13 protein-coding genes are annotated in these 19,531 nt (G+C 67.5%); 11 read left to right on the plus strand and 2 right to left on the minus strand.

Annotation, left to right across the window (positions count from 1 at the left end):
- Window positions 1-52: 52 nt before the first annotated feature.
- The 11 genes from ubiE (at window position 53) to trxA (ending at window position 17,152) form a co-directional block, all read left to right on the plus strand.
- A complete protein-coding gene (gene ubiE / locus IC762_RS00310) occupies window positions 53-814 on the plus strand; it encodes a bifunctional demethylmenaquinone methyltransferase/2-methoxy-6-polyprenyl-1,4-benzoquinol methylase UbiE (RefSeq protein WP_195786687.1) in 762 nt (253 codons plus the stop codon).
- Window positions 811-2,385, plus strand: coding sequence for a 2-polyprenylphenol 6-hydroxylase (ubiB, locus tag IC762_RS00315; RefSeq protein ID WP_195786688.1), 1,575 nt, complete (start codon window positions 811-813; stop codon window positions 2,383-2,385). Before ubiE ends, ubiB begins: the two co-directional genes overlap by 4 nt.
- Window positions 2,386-2,443: 58 nt before the next feature.
- Window positions 2,444-3,868 carry a bifunctional phosphopantothenoylcysteine decarboxylase/phosphopantothenate--cysteine ligase CoaBC gene (coaBC, locus tag IC762_RS00320; RefSeq protein ID WP_195786689.1) on the plus strand — a complete coding sequence of 475 codons (1,425 nt, stop codon included), beginning with the start codon at window positions 2,444-2,446 and terminating at the stop codon, window positions 3,866-3,868.
- Window positions 3,865-4,323, plus strand: a complete 459-nt coding sequence (gene dut / locus IC762_RS00325; protein ID WP_195786690.1) for a dUTP diphosphatase — start codon at window positions 3,865-3,867, stop codon at window positions 4,321-4,323. The genes coaBC and dut overlap by 4 nt, the downstream gene beginning before the upstream one ends.
- Before the next feature lie 272 nt (window positions 4,324-4,595).
- Window positions 4,596-7,106 carry a PAS domain-containing sensor histidine kinase gene (locus IC762_RS00330; protein WP_195786691.1) on the plus strand — a complete coding sequence of 837 codons (2,511 nt, stop codon included), beginning with the start codon at window positions 4,596-4,598 and terminating at the stop codon, window positions 7,104-7,106.
- Window positions 7,103-8,626, plus strand: coding sequence for a tRNA (adenosine(37)-N6)-threonylcarbamoyltransferase complex ATPase subunit type 1 TsaE (gene tsaE / locus IC762_RS00335; protein WP_195786692.1), 1,524 nt, complete (start codon window positions 7,103-7,105; stop codon window positions 8,624-8,626). The genes IC762_RS00330 and tsaE overlap by 4 nt, the downstream gene beginning before the upstream one ends.
- Window positions 8,627-8,705: 79 nt before the next feature.
- Window positions 8,706-9,026 (plus strand): PilZ domain-containing protein, encoded by a 321-nt coding sequence (locus IC762_RS00340; RefSeq protein WP_195786693.1) that lies wholly within the window; start codon window positions 8,706-8,708, stop codon window positions 9,024-9,026.
- A 115-nt stretch (window positions 9,027-9,141) separates the two neighbouring features.
- Window positions 9,142-9,864: a nucleotidyltransferase family protein gene (locus tag IC762_RS00345; protein WP_195786694.1), complete on the plus strand. Its 723-nt coding sequence runs from the start codon at window positions 9,142-9,144 to the stop codon at window positions 9,862-9,864.
- A 230-nt stretch (window positions 9,865-10,094) separates the two neighbouring features.
- A complete protein-coding gene (gene addB, locus IC762_RS00350) occupies window positions 10,095-13,241 on the plus strand; it encodes a double-strand break repair protein AddB (RefSeq protein WP_195786695.1) in 3,147 nt (1,048 codons plus the stop codon).
- Complete coding sequence (gene addA, locus IC762_RS00355) at window positions 13,235-16,714, plus strand: double-strand break repair helicase AddA (protein ID WP_195786696.1); 3,480 nt, start codon at window positions 13,235-13,237, stop codon at window positions 16,712-16,714. The genes addB and addA overlap by 7 nt, the downstream gene beginning before the upstream one ends.
- Before the next feature lie 117 nt (window positions 16,715-16,831).
- A complete protein-coding gene (gene trxA, locus IC762_RS00360) occupies window positions 16,832-17,152 on the plus strand; it encodes a thioredoxin (RefSeq protein WP_016847387.1) in 321 nt (106 codons plus the stop codon).
- A 177-nt stretch (window positions 17,153-17,329) separates the two neighbouring features.
- On the opposite strand, the gene IC762_RS00365 is transcribed toward trxA, so the two are convergent.
- Window positions 17,330-18,070: a metallophosphoesterase family protein gene (locus tag IC762_RS00365; RefSeq protein ID WP_195786697.1), complete on the minus strand. Its 741-nt coding sequence runs from the start codon at window positions 18,068-18,070 to the stop codon at window positions 17,330-17,332.
- Between the two features lie 147 nt (window positions 18,071-18,217).
- The gene (locus tag IC762_RS00370) at window positions 18,218-19,519 is read right to left on the minus strand and encodes a bifunctional folylpolyglutamate synthase/dihydrofolate synthase (RefSeq protein ID WP_433995933.1); all 1,302 of its coding nucleotides are present in this window, start codon (window positions 19,517-19,519) and stop codon (window positions 18,218-18,220) included.
- Window positions 19,520-19,531: the final 12 nt, after the last annotated feature.

Raw genomic sequence — 19,531 nt, forward strand, 5'->3', positions numbered from 1 at the left:
ATAGCGCCATTGCGGCCGCCGCGCTATGGTCCGGCCGCGCGGAGTACAGTGAATGGATCGGCCGGATCAGACCACCCATTTCGGCTTCAGGGACGTGCCCCTGGGCGAGAAGCAGACGCTGGTGAACGACGTGTTTCACAGCGTGGCGTCGCGCTATGATTTGATGAACGATTTGATGTCGGGGGGGCTGCACCGGCTCTGGAAGGACATCATGATCACGGCGCTGGATCCGCCGAAGGGCGACCGGCCGTTCGCGCTGCTCGATGTCGCCGGCGGCACCGGCGACATCGCCTTCCGCGCCGCGAAGGCCTCGGGCAGCGGCTTCCACGCCACCGTCTGCGACATCAACGGCGACATGCTCGCGGTCGGCCGCGAGCGCGCCGCCAAGCGACACCTCGACGGCCGCGTGTCGTTCGTCGAGGGCAACGCCGAAGCGCTCGCCTTCGCCGACCGCTCGTTCGACGCCTACACGATCGCGTTCGGCATCCGCAACGTGCCGCAGATCGATCTCGCGCTACGCGAGGCCTATCGCGTGCTCAGGCCCGGCAGCCGTTTCCTGTGCCTGGAGTTCTCCACCGTCGACGTGCCCGGCCTCGACCGGATCTACGATCTGTTTTCCTTCAAGGTGATCCCGCCGCTCGGACGTGCCGTCACCGGCGATGCCGAGTCCTATCAGTATCTCGTCGAGTCGATCCGCAAATTCCCGCGGCCGAGCGCGTTCGCCGAGATGATCGGCGCCGCCGGCTTTGCCCGCGTGAAGTGGCAGAGCCTCTCCGGCGGCATCGTGGCGCTGCATACGGGCTGGCGTTTGTGATCTCTGCACTGACCCACATCGCGCGCCTCGCCCGCGCCGGTCTCGTGTTTGCGCGCGAGGGCGTGTTCGGCGTCGTCGATCCCTCGCTGGTGCCGCCGCCCGGGCAGCTCGCGCTGAAAATGGCGCGGCTGATCGAGCGTCCCGGCGCCAAGTCCGGCCCGCGGCTGTCGCGCGCGCTGACCCGGCTCGGCCCCGCCTATCTCAAGCTCGGCCAGTTCCTCGCCACCCGTCCCGACGTGGTCGGCGTCGCGATGGCGCGCGACCTCGAAGCCTTGCAGGACCGCCTGCCGCCGTTCTCGCAACAAGAGGCGGAGGCCGTGATCGCGCAATCGCTGGAGCGGCCGCTGTCGCAGGCATTCGCCAGTCTCGGTCCACCGGTGGCGGCGGCCTCGATCGCACAGGTGCATCGCGGCGAGGTCGAGCGCGACGGCGTGCGCCGCCAGGTTGCGGTCAAGGTGCTCAGGCCCAATGTCGCATCGCGCTTCCGCCGCGACCTCAGCGATTTCTTCTTCGTCGCGCACAAGGCCGAGGCGTACTCCGCCGAAGCACGCCGCCTGCGGCTGATCGAGGTCATCAACACCATGTCGCGCTCGGTCGCGATGGAGATGGACCTGCGGCTGGAAGCGGCCGCGCTGTCCGAGATGGCCGAGAACACTCGCGACGATCCGGACTTCCGCGTGCCGACGGTGGACTGGGACCGCACCACCCACAACGTGCTGACGATGGAGTGGATCGACGGCATCGCGCTGAACGACCACGCCCGGCTCGAGCAGGCCAAGGTCGACCTGCCCGATCTCGGCCGCAAGGTGATCCAGAGCTTCCTGCGCCACGCGCTGCGCGACGGCTTCTTCCACGCCGACATGCATCCGGGCAATCTGTTCCTCGACGAGGCCGGCCGGCTCGTTGCCGTGGATTTCGGCATCATGGGGCGGCTCGGCCTGAAGGAGCGGCGCTTCCTCGCGGAAATCCTGCTCGGCTTCATCACTCGCGACTATCGCCGCGTCGCCGAAGTGCATTTCGAGGCCGGCTACGTGCCCGGCCACCATTCGGTGGAGAATTTCGCGCAAGCCATCCGCGCCATCGGCGAGCCGATCCACAACCGCACCGCCGAGGAGATCTCGATGGCGCGGCTGTTGACGCTGCTGCTCGAGGTCACCGGCCTGTTCGACATGCAGACCCGGCCCGAGCTGATCCTGTTGCAGAAGACCATGGTGGTGGTCGAAGGGGTGGCGCGCGGCTTCGATCCCAAGCTCGACATCTGGAAGATCGCCGATCCCGTGGTGCGGGAATGGATCACGCAGAATCTCGGCCCGGCCGGCCGCATCCAGAGCGCGCTGTCGGGCGCCGGCGAGCTCGGCCGCGTGATCGCCAGCCTGCCGGCGATCGCCAATCGCGCCGTGACCGTGCTCGAGCAGTTGGAGACCATGACCCGCGAGGGCCATATGCTGTCGTCGGATACCATCGAGGAAATGGCCCGCGCCGAAGCCAAGAAGGAGCGGCTGCAGACCGTCGGCCTGTGGGTGATTGCCGTCGCCCTGATCGGGATCTTCTTCGCGATCCGCGGCATCTGAATGTGATTGCAATGCATGCACCATATGATAGCGTTGCTATCATATCTGGGGCTATGCCATGGCCAGCCTGACCATCCGCAAACTCGACGACACCCTGAAGGCCTATTTGCGGCTGCGCTCCGCCAGGAACGGACGCTCGGTCGAGGAGGAGATCCGGGTGATCCTCCGCGAGCTCGCGGAGGGCCGTGGCGAGGCCGCGGAGGCGCTTGCCACTGGCCCTAGCGAAGCTCCCACGGCTGCTCCACGGCCCGTCAGCGCCGCCGGCGAGCCCCGCGTCACCCTGATCATCGGCGGCGGGATCGCGGCCTACAAGGCGCTGGACCTGATCCGGCGGCTCAAGGAACGGCACATCCAGGTCCGCTGCGTGCTGACCAAGGCGGCCCAGCAATTCGTCACGCCATTGGCGGCCAGTGCGCTGTCGCATGAGCGGGTCTACACCGACCTGTTCGACGCCGAGAGCGAGTTCGATGCCGGCCATATCCGGCTGGCGCGGGAGTGCGACCTGATCGTGGTGGCGCCGACGACCGCCGACCTGATGGCCAAGATGGCGCAAGGCCATGCCGACGACCTCGCCAGCGCCATCCTGCTGGCGGCCAACCGGCCGATCCTGCTGGCGCCGGCGATGAACCCGTTGATGTGGAACAATCCCGCCACCCGCCGCAACGTGCTGCAGCTCCGCCGCGACGGCGTCCATACCGTCGGGCCCAATGCCGGCGAGATGGCGGAGGCGGGCGAGGCCGGCGTCGGACGGATGGCCGAGCCTGTCGAGATCGCCGCCGCCGCGGACCGCATGCTGCGGCCGCCGAAGCCGCGTCCCCTCGCCGGCAAGCGCGTGCTGGTCACCGCCGGACCGACCCATGAGGCGATCGACCCGGTGCGCTACATCGCCAACCGCTCCTCGGGCAAACAAGGTTTCGCGATCGCCGCCGCGGCGCAGGCGGCGGGCGCCGACGTCGTGCTGGTCACCGGCCCCGTCGAGCTCGACGATCCCTTGGGCATCTCCGTGATGCGGGTGGAATCGGCACGCGACATGCTGCACCGGGTCGAGGCCGCGCTGCCGATCGACGTCGCGATCTTCGCCGCCGCGGTCGCCGACTGGCGCGTCGCCAGCGAAGGCACGCAGAAGCTGAAGAAGAGCTCGGCCGGCATGCCGCCGCTGCAACTGGTCGAGAATCCCGACATTCTGGCGACGATCTCCAAGCTGAAGGAGAAGCGGCCGCCGCTGGTGATCGGCTTCGCCGCCGAGACCGAGCATCTGATCGAGAACGCCAAGGCGAAATTCGCGCGCAAGGGCTGCGACTGGATCGTCGCCAACGACGTCTCGCATGCAACCGGTGTGATGGGCGGCGACCGCAACACGGTCCATCTGCTGGCGCGCGAGGGCAAGGACGTCACCGTCGATTCATGGCCGGTCATGACCAAGGAAGAGGTCGCGGCCGCTTTGGTGTCGCGGATCGCACGAACCGTGGGGACTGCATCGTGAGCGCCACCATCAAGGTCGAAGTCCACCAGCTGCCGCACGGCTACGATCTGTTGCTGCCGGCCTATCAGACCGCAGACGCCGCCGGGCTCGATCTCTTGGCCGCGGTGCCGCGCTCGGCGCCGGTCCTGCTGCTGCCGGGCCGCTACGAGATGGTTCCGACCGGGCTGACGATTGCGCTGCCGCCGGGCTACGAGGCGCAGGTGCGGCCGCGCTCCGGGCTCGCCGCCAAATACGGCATCACCGTGCTGAACTCGCCCGGCACCATCGACGCCGACTATCGCGGCGAGATCAACGTGCTCTTGATCAATCACGGCCAGTCGGCATTTTCGATCCGGCGCGGCGAGCGCATCGCGCAGATGGTGATCGCGCCGGTGACAAGGGCCGAGCTGGTTCCGGTCGACGTGCTGTCGTCGACCGACCGCGGCAGTGGCGGCTTCGGTTCGACCGGCCGCTAGCTTCCGCGAAATTACGGAGTCATTTCGCGTAAAATTCGCAGCATCGGGTGCATTTTTTCACAGCGGATTCTGCGTTCACGATCTGGACTCTTACTCGCTGACTCCCGTTGGGACTATTCTGACCTGATTCGAGCACGACGGGGGGTTTTCGTCGGGCTATCTGGTCCTGCTTGGGCATGATCCCGCGCCAACGTCACGCGTTGTTCCGCGGGAAACCGGTTTTCATCGTTCCGGATCATCATGCCCAGGTGTTGTGCGTTCTGGGGCAACATATGTCGGGCGTAGTCGCGGCAATGCGTCGAACCCTGCTGTCATGCACCTCACTGGCGCGCGACGGCATGATCGCGTTCGCCACCACCGCAGCGCTGTCGGCCAGCTCCGCCTTCGCGGCCGACGGGCTGTTGGCGCAGGCGATGTCCGACCATTTCGGTCTCAACCACCAGGAAGTCGCGGTGCTCGCGACCTCGCTGGCGCTGGTCGGCTTCTCCGCCGTCGCCGCGATCCTGTTGATGCGGACCCGGGTGCGCGCGACCCGGAGCGACGAGCGGCTGCGCGCCGAAATATCCGACCTGCAGGCACAGACCGACCGGCTCCGCGCACTGCTGTTCGTCGAGCCGCAGGTGCTGATCTCCTGGGCCGCCGGCGACAACCGTCCGCAGATCTCGGGCGACATCTCGCTGGTGATGTCGCAGGAGAGCTCGCCGCAACGCATCCTCGCCTTCGGAACCTGGCTGCCGCCCGAGCCGGCGCTGCAGATGGATCATGCCGTCGACGCGCTGCGCGAGAAGGGCGAAGCCTTCCTGCTCAATCTCTCGACCTCGGCGGGGCGCGCCATCGAGGCGATGGGCCGCGCCATCGGCGGACAGGCCATCGTGCGGATCCGCGAGCTCGGCGGGCTGCGCCGCGAACTCGCCGAATCCAATCTGCGCCACAAGACGCTGCAGGAAGAAACCGAGCTGCTGCGCGACTTCGCCGCCGCGGCGCCGTGGCCGATCTGGGCCAAGAGCCTCGAAGGCCATCTGCGCTATGCCAATACGGCCTATCTGCGCGCCACCGAAGGCCGCAGCGTGGCTGATGCGATCCACCGCAACCTCGAACTGCTCGAGAGCGAGCAGCGCACCGAGCTTGCCCGCGCGCTCAACGACAATGCGAGCTATGCCGCCCGCCTGCCGATCGTCGTCAAGGGCGAGCGTCGCTTTTACGACGTGCAGGCGCTGAAGCTTGGTGCCGGCAGCGCCGGCATCGCGATCGACGCCAGCGAGGCGGCGCAGCTGCGCGCGGCGATCACGCGGATGGTCGAGGCGCATCGCCGTACGCTCGATCAATTGTCCTCGGGCGTCGCCGTGTTCGACGCCGACCGCCGGCTCGCCTTCTACAACGAATCCTACCGGCGGCTATGGGGCCTCGACCAGGCTTTCCTCGACAGCAACCCCGACGATTCCAGCGTGCTCGACCGGCTGCGCGCCAACCGCAAGCTGCCGGAGCAGCCCGACTTCCGCGCCTGGAAGGCCAAGCTGCACGAGGCCTATCGCGCGGTCGAGTCCGAAACCAACACCTGGTTCCTGCCGGACGGCCGCGCGCTCAGCGTCGTCACCACGCCGAATCTCGAAGGCGGCGTCACCTATCTGTTCGACAATGTCACCGAGAGCCTCGACCTCGCCCGCCGCTACGACCGGCTGACCCGGGTGCAGCGCGAGACCCTCGATAATCTCGGCGAAGCGGTCGCGGTGTTCGGCAGCAATGGCCGCGCCGAATTGTTCAATCCGCCGTTCGCCAAGATGTGGAAGCTGGCGCCGGACGCACTGCAGGGCGAACCGCATATCGAAGCGGTGGAGGCGCTGTGCAGGCCGCTGTTCGATGACGCGCTGACCTGGCGGACGCTCCGCGAATCGATCACCACGATCGAGAACCGCGCCCAGGTCGCGCTCAAGCTGGAGCGCAAGGACGGCAGCGTGCTGAACTGCATGACCGTGCCGCTGCCCGACGGCAAGACCTTGCTGGCGTTCCAGGACATCACCGACACCGAGAACGTCGAGCGCGCGCTGCGCGAGCGCAACGAGGCGCTGGAGACCGCCGACCAGATGAAGGTGGATTTCGTCCACCACGTCTCCTACGAGCTGCGCGCGCCGCTCACCACCATCATCGGCTTCGCGCATTTCCTCAGCGATCCCGCGACCGGACCGCTGACGCCGAAGCAGGCCGAATATCTCGACTACGTCACCAAATCGACCAATGCGCTGCTGGCGCTGACCAACAACATCCTCGATCTCGCCACCATCGATGCCGGCGCGATGAAGCTCGAGCTCGGCCCGGTCAATATCGGCCAGGCGATCGAGGCTGCCGCCGAAGGCATCCAGGACCGGCTGGCGACCGACCGCATCGCGCTCAAGGTCGACATCGAGCCCAATATCGGCGGCTTCGTCGGCGACGAGCGCCGGGTGGTGCAGGTGTTGTATAACCTGCTCGCCAACGCCGTCGGCTTCTCGCCGCATGATGCCACGGTCGCGATCAGCGCGCGGCGCAACGAGCACAGCGTGGTGTTCACGGTCACCGATTCCGGCCCCGGCATTCCGCCCGAGATGAAGGACAAGGTGTTCGACTGGTTCGAGAGCCATTCCCACGGCTCGCGTCACCGCGGCGCGGGCCTCGGCCTCTCGCTGGTGCGCTCCTTCGTCGAACTGCATGGAGGACGGGTGCGGGTCGATTCCGTGGTCGGCAAGGGCACCACCGTGACCTGCGACTTTCCCGTCGACCAGACCGCGCATCGCAACGCCGCGGAATGAACGCACCCTCGACATTCTCGGTGCCGCTCGCGAACGAAGTCGCGACGGCGCAGCTGATGGCCGATCTCGCGCTGCTGATCGGCGCCGGCGACGCCATCACGCTGTCCGGCGATCTCGGCGCCGGCAAGACCGCCGCCGCCCGCGCGCTGATCCGCTATCTCGCCGACGACGCCGCGCTGGAAGTGCCGAGCCCGACATTCACGCTGGCGCAAACCTACGAGTTGCCGTCGTTTCCGCTTGTCCATGCCGACCTCTACCGGATCAACGACGCCAGCGAACTCGAGGAGATCGGGCTGTCGCCGCTGCCCGACGACATCGTGGCGCTGATCGAATGGCCGGAGCGTGCGCCTGACGCGATGCCCCAGGACCGCATCGACATCGCCTTCAGCCATCGCCCGGCGCTGGGCTCGACCGCGCGCGCCGCCGAGATCACCGGCCATGGCAAGGCGGCGGCGAAGGTCGCGCGGCTGCTGGCGCTGCGCCAATTCCTGGAGCGCGCGGGCTTTCTCGGCGCGCAGCGCCAGCGCATGCCCGGCGATGCCTCGACCCGCTCCTATGCGCGGCTGCGCACCGATGACGGCAGCGTCATCCTGATGAACTCGCCGCGGCGCCCGGACGGCCCGGCGATCTACCACGGCAGGTCCTACAGCGCGGCGGTGCACCTTGCCGAGGATGTCCGGCCGTTCGTTGCGATCGGCAACGGCCTGCGCCAGCACGGCTTCTCGGCGCCTGCGATCCGCCACACCGATCTCGACGCCGGATTCCTGATCACCGAGGATTTCGGCCACGAAGGCGTGGTCGAGGGCGATCCGCCGCAGCCGATCGTCGATCGCTACGAAGCCGCGACCGACATGCTGGCGGCGCTGCATCGCGAGGCGCTGCCGGACACGCTGCCGGTGCCGTCGGATGCGAACTACGACATCCCGGTGTTCGATATCGACGCCTGGCTGATCGAGATCGGCCTGATGCTCGAATGGTATCTGCCGGACCGCGGCGCGCCGCCGAGCGAGGATCTCCGCACCGAATTCCTGGGGATGTGGCGGGGGCTGCTGGAAAAGCCGGCCGCGGCCGCGCAGACCTGGGTGATCCGCGACTTCCATTCGCCGAACATCATCTGGCTCACCGAGCGCACCGGTATCCTTCGCGTCGGCATCATCGACTTCCAGGACGCGCTGCTCGGACCTGCGGCCTATGACGTGGTGTCGTTGCTGCAGGATGCGCGGATCGACGTGCCCGAGCAGCTCGAACTGGCGCTGCTGACCCGTTACATCAAGGCGCGTCGCGACACCGACCAACACTTCGATCCGGCAGAATTCGCGGAGCTCTACGCGATCATGTCGGCACAGCGGAACACCCGCCTGCTCGGCACCTTCGCCCGGCTCAACCGGCGCGACGGCAAGCCGCAATATCTCAAGCACCAGCCGCGGATCTGGACCTATCTCAACCGCTCGCTGGCGCATCCGGCACTTGCGGCCGTCCGCGACTGGTATGCTGCCAACGTCCCTCCCCCGTTACCGTAGGTTTACCGGTTGTTAGCCGTGGACCGTTTAGGCTGGAACCTGGCCCTACGAGAGACGGCCGGATCTGGAGCGAGGCCATATGGCGGCGGCGGAACGACGCAGGGGCGATCGTGTCACGTTTGAGCGTGGCATCCCGGCGCACATGATGGGCATCGACGGCACCTGGCGCCGCGATTGCATCATGGAGGACGTCTCCGAGATGGGCGCCAAGCTCTCGGTCGAGGGCTCGGTCGTGGGCCTGAACCTGAAGGAATTTTTCCTGCTGCTGTCGTCCACAGGATTGGCCTATCGCCGCTGCGAGCTGGCATGGGTCAATGGCGACCAGATCGGTGTCAATTTTCTCAAACAGGGCGACAAGAAGAAAAAGTCTGCCAGACGCGGCGCGCAGGTCGACGTCTAGATTTTCGCCGTCTTACGGCCGTCATGTCCAATGACTATCGCGTCGGGTTAATGTGCGTGCCGAATCGCCGTGATAGGATCGGCGCCGAGAGATGATGATCGAGAATATCCGGAAGATGTCCGTCACCCCTCACAAAGCCATGGTGCTCGCTGCGGGCCTCGGTGTGCGCATGCGCCCGCTGACCAACACGATGCCCAAGCCGCTGGTGAGCGTGGCCGGCCAGCCGCTGCTCGACCACGTGCTCGACAAGCTCGCCGGCGCCGGCGTCACGGAAGCCGTCGTCAACGTGCATTATCTGCCCGACCAGATCATCGAGCACGTCAAGACCCGCAGCCGCCCACGCGTGATCATCTCCGACGAGCGCGACCAGGTGCTCGGCACCGGTGGCGCGGTCGTGAAGGCGCTGCCGCTGCTCGGCAACGCGCCGTTCTTCCATCTCAACGCCGACACGATGTGGATCGACGGGGTGCGCTCCAATTTGGCGCGGCTCGCGGAAACCTTCGATCCGGCGCGGATGGACATTCTGCTGTTGATGGCGCCGACGGCCTCCAGCATCGGCTATAACGGCCGCGGCGACTACACGATGCTGCCCGACGGCGCGCTGCGCAAGCGCCGGGAGCACCAGGTGGTGCCGTTCGTCTATGCCGGCGCCGCGATCATGTCGCCGTCGCTGTTCGCCGATGCCCCGGCCGGCGAGTTCTCGCTGACCAAGATGTTCGACCGCGCCAACGATCAGGAACGGCTGTTCGGCCTGCGCCTCGACGGCGTCTGGATGCATGTCGGAACCCCCGACGCGATCCAGGCCGCGGAAGAGGCGTATCTGGAGAGCGTGGCGTAAGCACTGCCGCCACCAAGCCGGTCGTCGTACCCCGCGAAAGCGGGGTACCCAGTACGCCGCGGCCTATCCATTCAAGCACTCCTGCCTCTGGAATACTGGGTCACCCGCTTTCGCGGGTGACGACAGTGGGAATGGCGGCGACAGTGGGGAACGGGGACGGCGTCCCGCCTACCCATGACCTTGCAGCCCTCACTCCCTATATTGGCGCCTGATTCCGAATCAGGCTGGCCATGCGTGTTTTCAGCGTTCCCGTCTCAGCACCGTTCCTGCGCACCGTCATCGCGGCGCTGGTCGACGGCCGGCTGGTTGCGGGATTCGAGGCGCGTAACGATCCGGCAAGGCTCGCCAACGCCACGCTCTATTTGCCGACCCGCCGCGCCGGGCGGCTGGCGCGCGAGATTTTTCTCGACGTGCTCGATGCCGATGCCGCGGTGCTGCCGCGCATCGTCGCGCTCGGCGATATCGATGAGGACGAACTGGCTTTCGCCGACCAATCGGACGCGGTCGGCGGCGCGACGCCATTGGAGATTCCGCCACGGCTCGGCGAGCTCGAGCGCCGCCTGACGCTGGCGCATCTGGTCGCGGCCTGGGCCAGGACACCGGTGTCCTCTCCGCTGGTGGTCGGCGGCCCCGCCTCGACCTTGCAGCTCGCCGGTGATCTGGCCCGATTGATGGACGACATGGTGACGCGCGGCGTCGACTGGCGCGCGCTCGATCGCCTGGTGCCGGACCAGCTCGACCAATACTGGCAGCACTCGCTCGAATTCCTGCGCATCGCGCGCGACGCCTGGCCGAACTACCTGAAGGAAATCGGCCGCATCGAGCCGGCAGCACGCCGTGATCTGCTGATCGAGGCGGAGGCGGCGCGGCTCACCGCGCATCGCGCGGGACCGGTGATCGCGGCGGGCTCGACCGGCTCGATGCCGGCCACCGCAAAGTTCCTGCACGCGGTGGCGAAGCTTGCGAACGGAGCGGTGGTGCTGCCCGGGCTCGACACCGATCTCGACGAGGAATCGTGGGACACGATCGGCGGCGAGCGCAATGACGACGGTCGTTTCTCCGTGCCGCCCTCGTCGAACCATCCGCAATACGCGATGCATGCGCTGCTCGATCGCTTCGGCATCAGGCGCCGCGACGTCGAGAGCCTGGCTGTGTCAGCACCGCTCGGCCGCGAGGTGCTGGTATCCGAGACGATGCGCCCGTCGACCGCGACGGCGCAGTGGCACGACCGGCTGGAGCGGCCGGAAATCGCCGCGCGGATTTCCGCCGGGATGACCAACCTCAGCGTGGTCGCGGCGCCCAATCCGGAGATGGAGGCGCTGGCGATCGCGGTCGCGATGCGCGAGGCGCGGCATCTCGGCAAGTCGGCCGCGCTGGTGACGCCGGATCGCGCGCTGGCGCGCCGGGTGATGGCCTCGCTGACGCGCTGGAAGCTGGAATTCGACGATTCCGGCGGCGATGCGCTGATGGAGACCGCACCCGGCGTGTTCGCCCGCCTCGCCGCGGAAGCGGTGGCCAGGGGGCTGGAGCCGCCGACCTTGCTTGCGCTGCTCAAGCATCCGCTGTTCCGGCTCGGCGGCCCGCATGGCGCGCTGAAGCGCGCGATCGAGGTGCTGGAGATCGCACTGCTGCGCGGCACCCGGCCGCAACCGGGAACCGGCGGCCTCGCGGGCGATTTCGCGCGCTTCCGCGCCGAGCTTGTGAAGCTCAACAGCGGCGAGACCTCGTCACTGCACAAGGCCGAGCAACGCGCGCGACTGCGTGACAATGATCTCAACGAAGCCGGAGCGCTGATCCCAAAACTACAGGCCGCGCTGGCGCCGCTCGAAGGCATGGCGTCGTCAAAGCCGCATGATTTCGCCGAGCTGGCATCGCGGCATCGCGAGGCGCTGATCGCGCTGTCCTGCGACCAGCGTGGCGTTGCCGTCGTGTTCGAGGAGCGCGCCGGCGCGGCGCTGGCGTCGGGTTTCGACGAATTGCTGGCCAAGCAGCAGCCGAGCGGGCTGATGACGCCGCTCGCCGACTACGCGGACGTGTTCCAGACCGCATTCGCCGAGCGCATGGTGCGGCGCCCGGAATCGGCGCGCGCGCAGCTCAACATTTTCGGCCAGCTCGAGGCGCGTCTCACCGAATCCGATCGCGTCATCCTCGGCGGGTTGGTCGAGGGCGTCTGGCCGCCGGCGCCGCGGATCGATCCGTGGCTGAGCCGGCCGATGCGGCACGAACTCGGGCTCGATCTACCGGAACGGCGCATCGGCCTGTCCGCACATGACTTCGCGCAGCTGCTCGGCCATGACGAGGTGATCCTCAGCCACGCCGCAAAGGTCGGCGGCGCGCCGGCCGTCGCTTCGCGCTTCCTGCACCGGCTGGAAGCCGTCGCCGGGGAAGCACGCTGGAAGGCCGCGAAAGCCGCCGGCGAAATCTACGTGCAATATGCCGCCGAGCTCGACCGGCCCGACAAGGTCGAGCCGATCGCGCAGCCGGAGCCGCGGCCGCCGCGCGAGGCGCGGCCGCTGAAGATGTCGGTCACCGCGATCGAGGATTGGCTGCGCGATCCCTACACGATCTATGCGCGCTATATCCTGAGACTCGATCCGCTCGATCCCGTCGACATGCCGCTGTCGGCGGCCGACCGCGGCTCGGCGATCCATGAGGCGCTCGGCGAATTCACGCAGGCCTATGCCGACGCGCTGCCTGACGACATCAGAGGCACGCTGCGCGAGATCGGCGGCAAACATTTTGCGCCGCTGATGGAGCGGCCCGAGGCACGCGCGCTGTGGTGGCCGCGCTTCCAGCGCATCGCGGCGTGGTTCGCCGAATGGGAGCAGGCACGGCGCGGCAACATCGACGCCATCAAGGCCGAGATCCGCGGCGAGATCGGCATCCCGCTCGACGATGCGAGATCGTTCATCCTCTCGGCGCGCGCCGACCGCATCGAGCGGCGGCAGGACGGTAGCTTTGCGCTGCTCGACTACAAGACCGGCCAGCCGCCGACCGGCAAGCAGGTGCGAATGGGCCTGTCGCCGCAGCTCACGCTGGAAGCCGCGATCCTGCGCGAGGGCGGCTTTGCCGAGATTCCAGCCGATTCCTCGGTCGGCGAGCTGATCTATGTCAGGCTGAGCGGCAACAATCCGCCGGGCGAGCAGCGTTCCCTTGAATTGAAGATCCGCCCCAACGACACGCCGCAGCGGCCGGATGAAGCCGCCGACGCCGCGCGGCTCAAGCTGGAGGCGCTGATCCGCGCCTTCGACAATGAGGAGCAGGCCTACACCTCGCTGAACCTGTCGATGTGGTCCAACCGCTACGGCGCCTATGACGATCTCGCGCGGATCAAGGAATGGTCCGCGGCCGGCGGCCTGGGGATCGAGGAATGGTGAAGGCGCCCCGTCCCATTCCCTCTGCGGTGCGCGACGCGCAGGCCCGCGCCTCCGATCCGAAGGCGTCGACCTTCGTGTCGGCCAACGCCGGCTCCGGCAAGACCCACGTGCTGGTGCAGCGCGTGATCCGCCTGCTGCTGTCAGGGGTGCCGCCGGAAAAGATCCTCTGCATCACCTTCACCAAGGCCGCAGCCGCCAACATGGCCGAGCGCGTGTTCACGACGCTCGGCCAATGGGTGACGCTCGACGACGATGCGCTCAATACCGCGATCCGCGAGGCCGGCATCGCGCATCCGTCCGCCAGCCTCCGCCGCGAGGCGCGAAAGCTGTTCGCCTGCGCGCTGGAGACGCCGGGTGGGTTGAAGGTGCAAACGATCCACGCGCTGTGCACGCGGCTGCTGCAACAATTCCCGTTCGAGGCCAATGTGCCGGCACGCTTTGCCGTGCTCGACGACCGCGACCAGAACGAGATGATGGAGCGCGCCAACCTGGCCGTGTTCCTGGAGGCCTCGCGCAGTCCCGACAGCCCGATCGGTCGTGCGTTGATGACGGCGATGGCGAGCGCCGCCGACGTCACCTTCAAGGAGGTGGTGCGCGAAGCCTGCCTCAGCCGCGATCATTTCATGGCCTGGACCGATACCGCCGGCAGCGCGACCGCGGCTGCCGCGCAGGTGTCGGCCGCGCTCGGCGTTTCGCCCGACGACCGCATCGAGGATGTCGAGCGCGACATCGTCGATGGACCCTATCTCAGGCACTCCGGCTGGGAAGAGATCGCGACCGTCCTCGACACCGGCAGCAAATCCGACCAGGACCAGGCCGCACGGCTGCGCGAGGCGCTGGTGTTTACCGGGGCTGCCCAGGTCGATGCCTATCTCGCCGTGTTCCTGACCGATACCGATCGCACGCCGCGCAAATCGGTGGTGACGAAGAAATTCTGCGACAACAATCCGGCGATCGGCCGGCTGTTCGAAGCCGAGAGCCGCCGCATCCTGCCGCTGATCGAGCGACGCCGCGCGGTGGTTGCGCGCGACCGCACCGAGGCGCTGATCCATATCGCGACCGCAGCGGCGGCACATTACCGCCGCGAGAAGCTGGAGCGCGGGCTGCTCGATTATGACGATCTGATCGACAAGACGCTGGCGATGCTCGACCGCGTTTCCTCCGGCTGGGTGCACTACAAGCTCGACCGCGGCGTCGATCACGTCTTGATCGACGAGGCCCAGGACACCAGCCCGCGGCAATGGGACATCGTCGCGCATATCATCTCTGAATTCACCGCCGGCGCCGGCGCGCGCGACGGCCTGGTGCGCACGGTGTTCGCGGTCGGCGACGAGAAGCAGTCGATCTTCTCGTTCCAGGGTGCCGCCCCCCGTGAATTCGACCTGCGCCGGCGCGAGCTGAAGCGGCGGTTCGAGGAGGCCGGGCTGAAATTCGATCCGGTGTCGTTCACCTATTCGTTCCGCTCCGGCCCGGTGATCCTGCATTCGGTCGACCACGTCTTCCGCGAGCAGGAAATCTTCCGCAGCATCCATGCGGTGGAGAACGGCTATCCGATCCACAATGCGATGACCGATGCCGGCCCGAGCCTGATCGAGCTCTGGGATCTCGCCGAGGCTGACGACCGTCAGGACATTGAGGGCTGGCGCGCGCCGTTCGACGGCGTGGCGATGACGAGCCCGGAGGTGAAGCTGGCGCGGCGCATCCAGGCCGAGATCAAGCGCCTCGTCACCAGCGGAACCATGACCGGCAGCGAGGCCGCGCGGCGGCCGCTGCGCTATGGCGACATGCTGATCCTGGTGCGGCGGCGCGGCAATGCGTTCGACGCCGTGATCCAGGCGCTGAAGCATGCCGGCATCCCGGTCGCCGGCGCCGACCGTCTCAAGCTGACCGAGCACATCGCGATCATCGACCTGATGAACCTCGCCGACGCGCTGCTGCTGCCGCAGGACGACCTCGCGTTGGCGGTGGCGCTGAAGAGCCCGCTGTTCGGCCTCGACGATGACGATCTGTTCAAGCTGGCATGGGAACGACGGGGATCACTGCGCCAGGCATTGGTCGCACAAGCGCCAACCAATGAGCGCTTTGCGGCTGCCCTGCACCGTCTCGAGCAATGCGAGCGCCGCTTTACGCAGGAGACGCCGTTCGCCTTCTACGCCTGGCTGCTCGGCGGCGACGGCGGACGGGCGCGAATCCTGCGGCGGCTCGGCCACGAGGCCAACGATGCGCTCGACGAATTCCTGGAGCTGGCGCTGAGCTATGAGCGCAAGGCGCCGGCCTCGCTGCAGGGCTTTGTGGCCTGGCTGCGCGCCGCCGACACCGAGGTGAAGCGCGACATGGAGATCTCGCGCGACGAGGTCCGCGTCATGACCGTGCACGGCGCCAAGGGCCTCGAGGCATCGGTCGTCTTCCTGGTCGACACCACGACCTCGCCGTCGGACACCCAGCGGCTGCGGCTGATCCATCTGCCGCAGGGCAATGCCGCGCCGCATGCGCCCGGCGTCGTGGTGTGGGCCGGCAAGAAAGCCGAGGACCCGCCCAGCGTCGCCGATGCGCGCAAGGCGATGCTTGGCGATACCGAGGACGAGTATCGCCGGCTGCTCTATGTCGCGATGACGCGCGCCGCCGATCGGCTCGTGGTCGGCGGCTGCATGCCGGGCAACATGAACACCGTGCGGAAATCCTCCTGGTACGACCTGATCACCAAGGGTCTCGCGACCTCCGGGCTCAAGCTCGAGGAGCTGGAAACGCCGGGTGGCAAGGTGATGCGCTATTCGCGCGCGGACGACGTTGCCGACCGCACCGGCGCGGCCGCCGCGGCGACAGCCGAGCCGCTCGCGCTGCCGCCATGGCTGCACGCGCCAGCAGCGCCCGAATCATCCGCCGCAAGCGTGCTGCGCCCGTCCGATCCCGCCGATGACGACGGCCATCACGTGCGGACAGGCGAATCGGTGCTGCTGCGCGCCCGCGCCCTGCAGCGCGGCACGCTGGTGCATCGCCTGCTGCAGTCGCTGCCCGACGTCGCCCTGGAGCGACGGCTCGGCGCCGCGCTCGGTTACCTCGCGCGCAATGCCGACGGCTGGAGCGAAGACGAGCGGGCGGCGCTGGCCCGGCAGGTGGTTGCGCTCACCGTCGATCTGCGTTTTGCGCCGGTGTTTGCCCCGGGCAGCCGCGCCGAGGTCTCGATCGTGGGACGGCTGGAGCGGCCGGGCCAGCCGAAGGTCGTGGTCTCCGGCCAGATCGACCGGCTGGTGGTCACGCCGACGGAGGTCCTGATCGTCGATTTCAAGACCAACCACGCCCCGCCCAAGACCGCGGCCGAGGCGCCGAAAGCCTATGTCCGCCAGCTCGCGCTGTACCGCGCGCTGCTGGCCAAGCTTTATCCCCAAAGGATCATCCACGCCGCCCTGCTGTGGACCGAAACCCCTGAAATGATGGAGATTTCGGCCCCCGCGCTGGACGCCGAGCTGGCATAAGGTCAGGTCGGCGTGAGCGAGCTTGACCCGGCAAGGGGGCATTCATACGTTTGCCCCATGCTCCCCGGGCGCGATTCTCCGCTGCGCCCTTTTGTCTCAACCGTACGAGGTATTCCCATGGCCGTTGGCAAGGTTTCTGACGCCGATTTCGAAGCCGAAGTGCTCAAGGCGACCGGGCCGGTGGTCGTTGACTTCTGGGCCGAGTGGTGCGGCCCCTGCCGCATGATCGCACCCGCGCTCGATGAGATCTCCGGCGCGATGGGCGATAAGGTCAAGATCGTGAAGCTCAACGTCGACGAGAGCCCGAAGACGGCGTCGAAATACGGCGTGATGTCGATCCCGACCCTGATGATCTTCAAGGGCGGCGAGATGGCCTCCCGCCAGGTCGGCGCCGCGCCGAAGGCGAAGCTGCAGCAGTGGATCACCGCTGCGGTCTGATCCCGCTTCGAATGAGCTGATTTGCGAAACGGCCGGCGACAAGTCGGCCGTTTTGTTTTGCGTGTGCTCGTCATGGCCGGGCTTGACCCGGCCATCCATCCGCTTCGGAAAAACTTCCTGCGAAGATTGATGGACACGCGGGTCAAGCCCGCGTGTGACGAATCCTGGACCGTCGGACTACCTGATCCATCCCGTCGCCAGCGCCGATGCGAGTTCGGCCTGGCCGTGCTGCCGCGCCAGTGCGGCCATCGCTTCATGGTCGTAGGGGATATGCCGGAAGGTGACGTCCCAGTCACCATCGACCTGTTCGAGAATGGCATAGCGCGCGTCGGGCGAGCCGGCCTCGACGACATGCGGATGCGGTTTGCCGGCGCGATAGCCGGGCGAGCCGACGCTGCCGGGATTGACGATCAGCCTGTTGTCGCGGAGCCGCACCGCGCGGGCGATGTGGGTGTGAGCGCAGAGGATCAGCGATTGCGTTACGCCCGCCGCCTTCGCCTCGATCGATTCCAGCGGGGGCATCAAGACCTCGCCACCAGGCAGCACCGTGTCGAGCCAGTAGGTCTCGTCATCTTGCGGCGTCGCGTGGCAGAGGAAAACCTGGTCGCGATACACTAAGGTTGCCGGCAGCGTACGCAGCCAGTCGAGCTGCCCAGGTTCGAGTTGCGTGTAGGTCAACCGCTCCCAGGAGCCCATCTTCTCATGCGGCCGGTCGATCAGGTAACGATCGTGATTGCCGAGCAGATGAACCGCATCGAGCTCCATCAGCATATCGATCGTCGGCCGCGCGTCGAGCGGGCCGCTCAGCATGTCGCCGAGATCGACGATGTCGGAAATGCCCTGCGCGCGAATGTCCGACAGCACGGCTTCAAGCGCGAGGTGATTGCCGTGGATATCGGCGATGGCCGCGAAACGCATCGTCGTTCGTTCCTCCAGGCTCGTGCCCCGGACGCAGCGCAGCACACAGTGATGCGCTGCTGGCCCGGGGCCTATGCGGCTTCAAGTGAGGTCCCGGCACTGCGGAGCAGCACTTCGTGCCGCACCGCGTCCGGGACACGAGAGATGTTATGCAGGCGGCGTGCCGTTTGCCGCAAGCACCGGGCCGGCCAGATACAGCGAGCCGGTGATCAGGATGCGCGGCGGCAATTCGTAGGCGAGCATCGCCAGCCGCTGCAGCGCGGCCTCGACGCCGGGTGCGATCTCGACGCGCATGCCGAGCGCGCGGGCGGCATCGGCGAGCCGATCCGGCGGCATGCCGTTGTCGCGGCCGGGCACGGGGACCGCGATGATATGCCGCGTCAGCCCGGCGAAATTGGCGAGGAAGGCCCTCGCATCCTTGTTGCCCATCATGCCTGTGATCACGACCAGCGGCCGCGACACCCGCTCCTCGAGATCGCCGAGCGCCGCCGCCGCGACGCGACCGCCTTCGGCGTTGTGCCCGCCATCGAGCCAGACCTCAGAGCCCTGCGGCCCCTGGCTGACCAGCGTGCCGGAGGCCAGCCGCTGCATCCGCGCCGGCCACTCCGCATTGACGATACCGGCTTCATAGGCGGACATGCTGAGCCTGAAGGCGTCGATCGCGCGCAAGGTCGCGATCGCAAGCCCCGCATTGTCGAACTGATGCCGGCCGAACAGTTTTGGCGCGGCGAGATCCAACAGGCCGCGCTCGTCCTGATAGACCAGCCGGCCGCGCTCGACACCGACATGCCATTGCTGGCCGGCGGCGTGCAGCGGCGCGCGCATCGCCTTGGCTTGCGCCTCGACCACCGCCATCGCATCGGGCGCCTGCTCGGCGGAGATCACGGGGACGTTGCGCTTGATGATCGCAGCCTTCTCGCCGGCGATCGCGGTCAGGGTGTCACCGAGGAACTCCATGTGATCCATGCTGACCGGCGTGATCACGGCGGCGAGCGGCGTCTCGACCACATTGGTGGAATCCAGCCGGCCGCCGAGGCCGACCTCGAGCAGCGCGACATCGGCCTCGTGTTTTGCGAACAGGCAGAACGCGACCGCAGTCTCCATCTCGAAGATGGTGACGGGATGGCCGGCGTTGACGCGCTCGCAATCCGCGAAAGTGGCGCGCAGCTCATCGTCGCCGACGAGCTTGCCGCCGCCGACGGCCGCTAACCGGTAGCACTCGTTGATCCGCACCAGATAGGGCGAGGTGAAGACGTGCACGCGCAGGCCCGCCGCTTCCAGGATCGCGCGCAGATAGGCGATCGTCGAGCCCTTGCCGTTGGTGCCGGCGACATGGATCACCGGCGGCAGCTTGCGCTCGGGATGGTCGAGCCGCGCCATCAGGCCGAGCATGCGATCGAGGCTGAGATCGATGCGCTTCGGGTGCAACGCCGAGATCCGCGCGATCAACGCCTCGAGCGA

It is taken from the genome of Bradyrhizobium genosp. L (assembly GCF_015624485.1).
Lineage (GTDB): Bacteria > Pseudomonadota > Alphaproteobacteria > Rhizobiales > Xanthobacteraceae > Bradyrhizobium.

Bases quoted from the DNA above. Each gene is read 5' to 3' on its own strand.
- ubiE (WP_195786687.1), top strand. From the start codon at position 53: ATGGATCGGCCGGATCAGACCACCCATTTCGGCTTCAGGGACGTGCCC.
- coaBC (WP_195786689.1), top strand. From the start codon at position 2,444: ATGGCCAGCCTGACCATCCGCAAACTCGACGACACCCTGAAGGCCTAT.
- IC762_RS00330 (WP_195786691.1), top strand. From the start codon at position 4,596: ATGTCGGGCGTAGTCGCGGCAATGCGTCGAACCCTGCTGTCATGCACC.
- tsaE (WP_195786692.1), top strand. From the start codon at position 7,103: ATGAACGCACCCTCGACATTCTCGGTGCCGCTCGCGAACGAAGTCGCG.
- IC762_RS00340 (WP_195786693.1), top strand. From the start codon at position 8,706: ATGGCGGCGGCGGAACGACGCAGGGGCGATCGTGTCACGTTTGAGCGT.
- IC762_RS00345 (WP_195786694.1), top strand. From the start codon at position 9,142: ATGTCCGTCACCCCTCACAAAGCCATGGTGCTCGCTGCGGGCCTCGGT.
- addB (WP_195786695.1), top strand. From the start codon at position 10,095: ATGCGTGTTTTCAGCGTTCCCGTCTCAGCACCGTTCCTGCGCACCGTC.
- addA (WP_195786696.1), top strand. From the start codon at position 13,235: ATGGTGAAGGCGCCCCGTCCCATTCCCTCTGCGGTGCGCGACGCGCAG.
- trxA (WP_016847387.1), top strand. From the start codon at position 16,832: ATGGCCGTTGGCAAGGTTTCTGACGCCGATTTCGAAGCCGAAGTGCTC.
- IC762_RS00365 (WP_195786697.1), bottom strand. From the start codon at position 18,070: ATGCGTTTCGCGGCCATCGCCGATATCCACGGCAATCACCTCGCGCTT.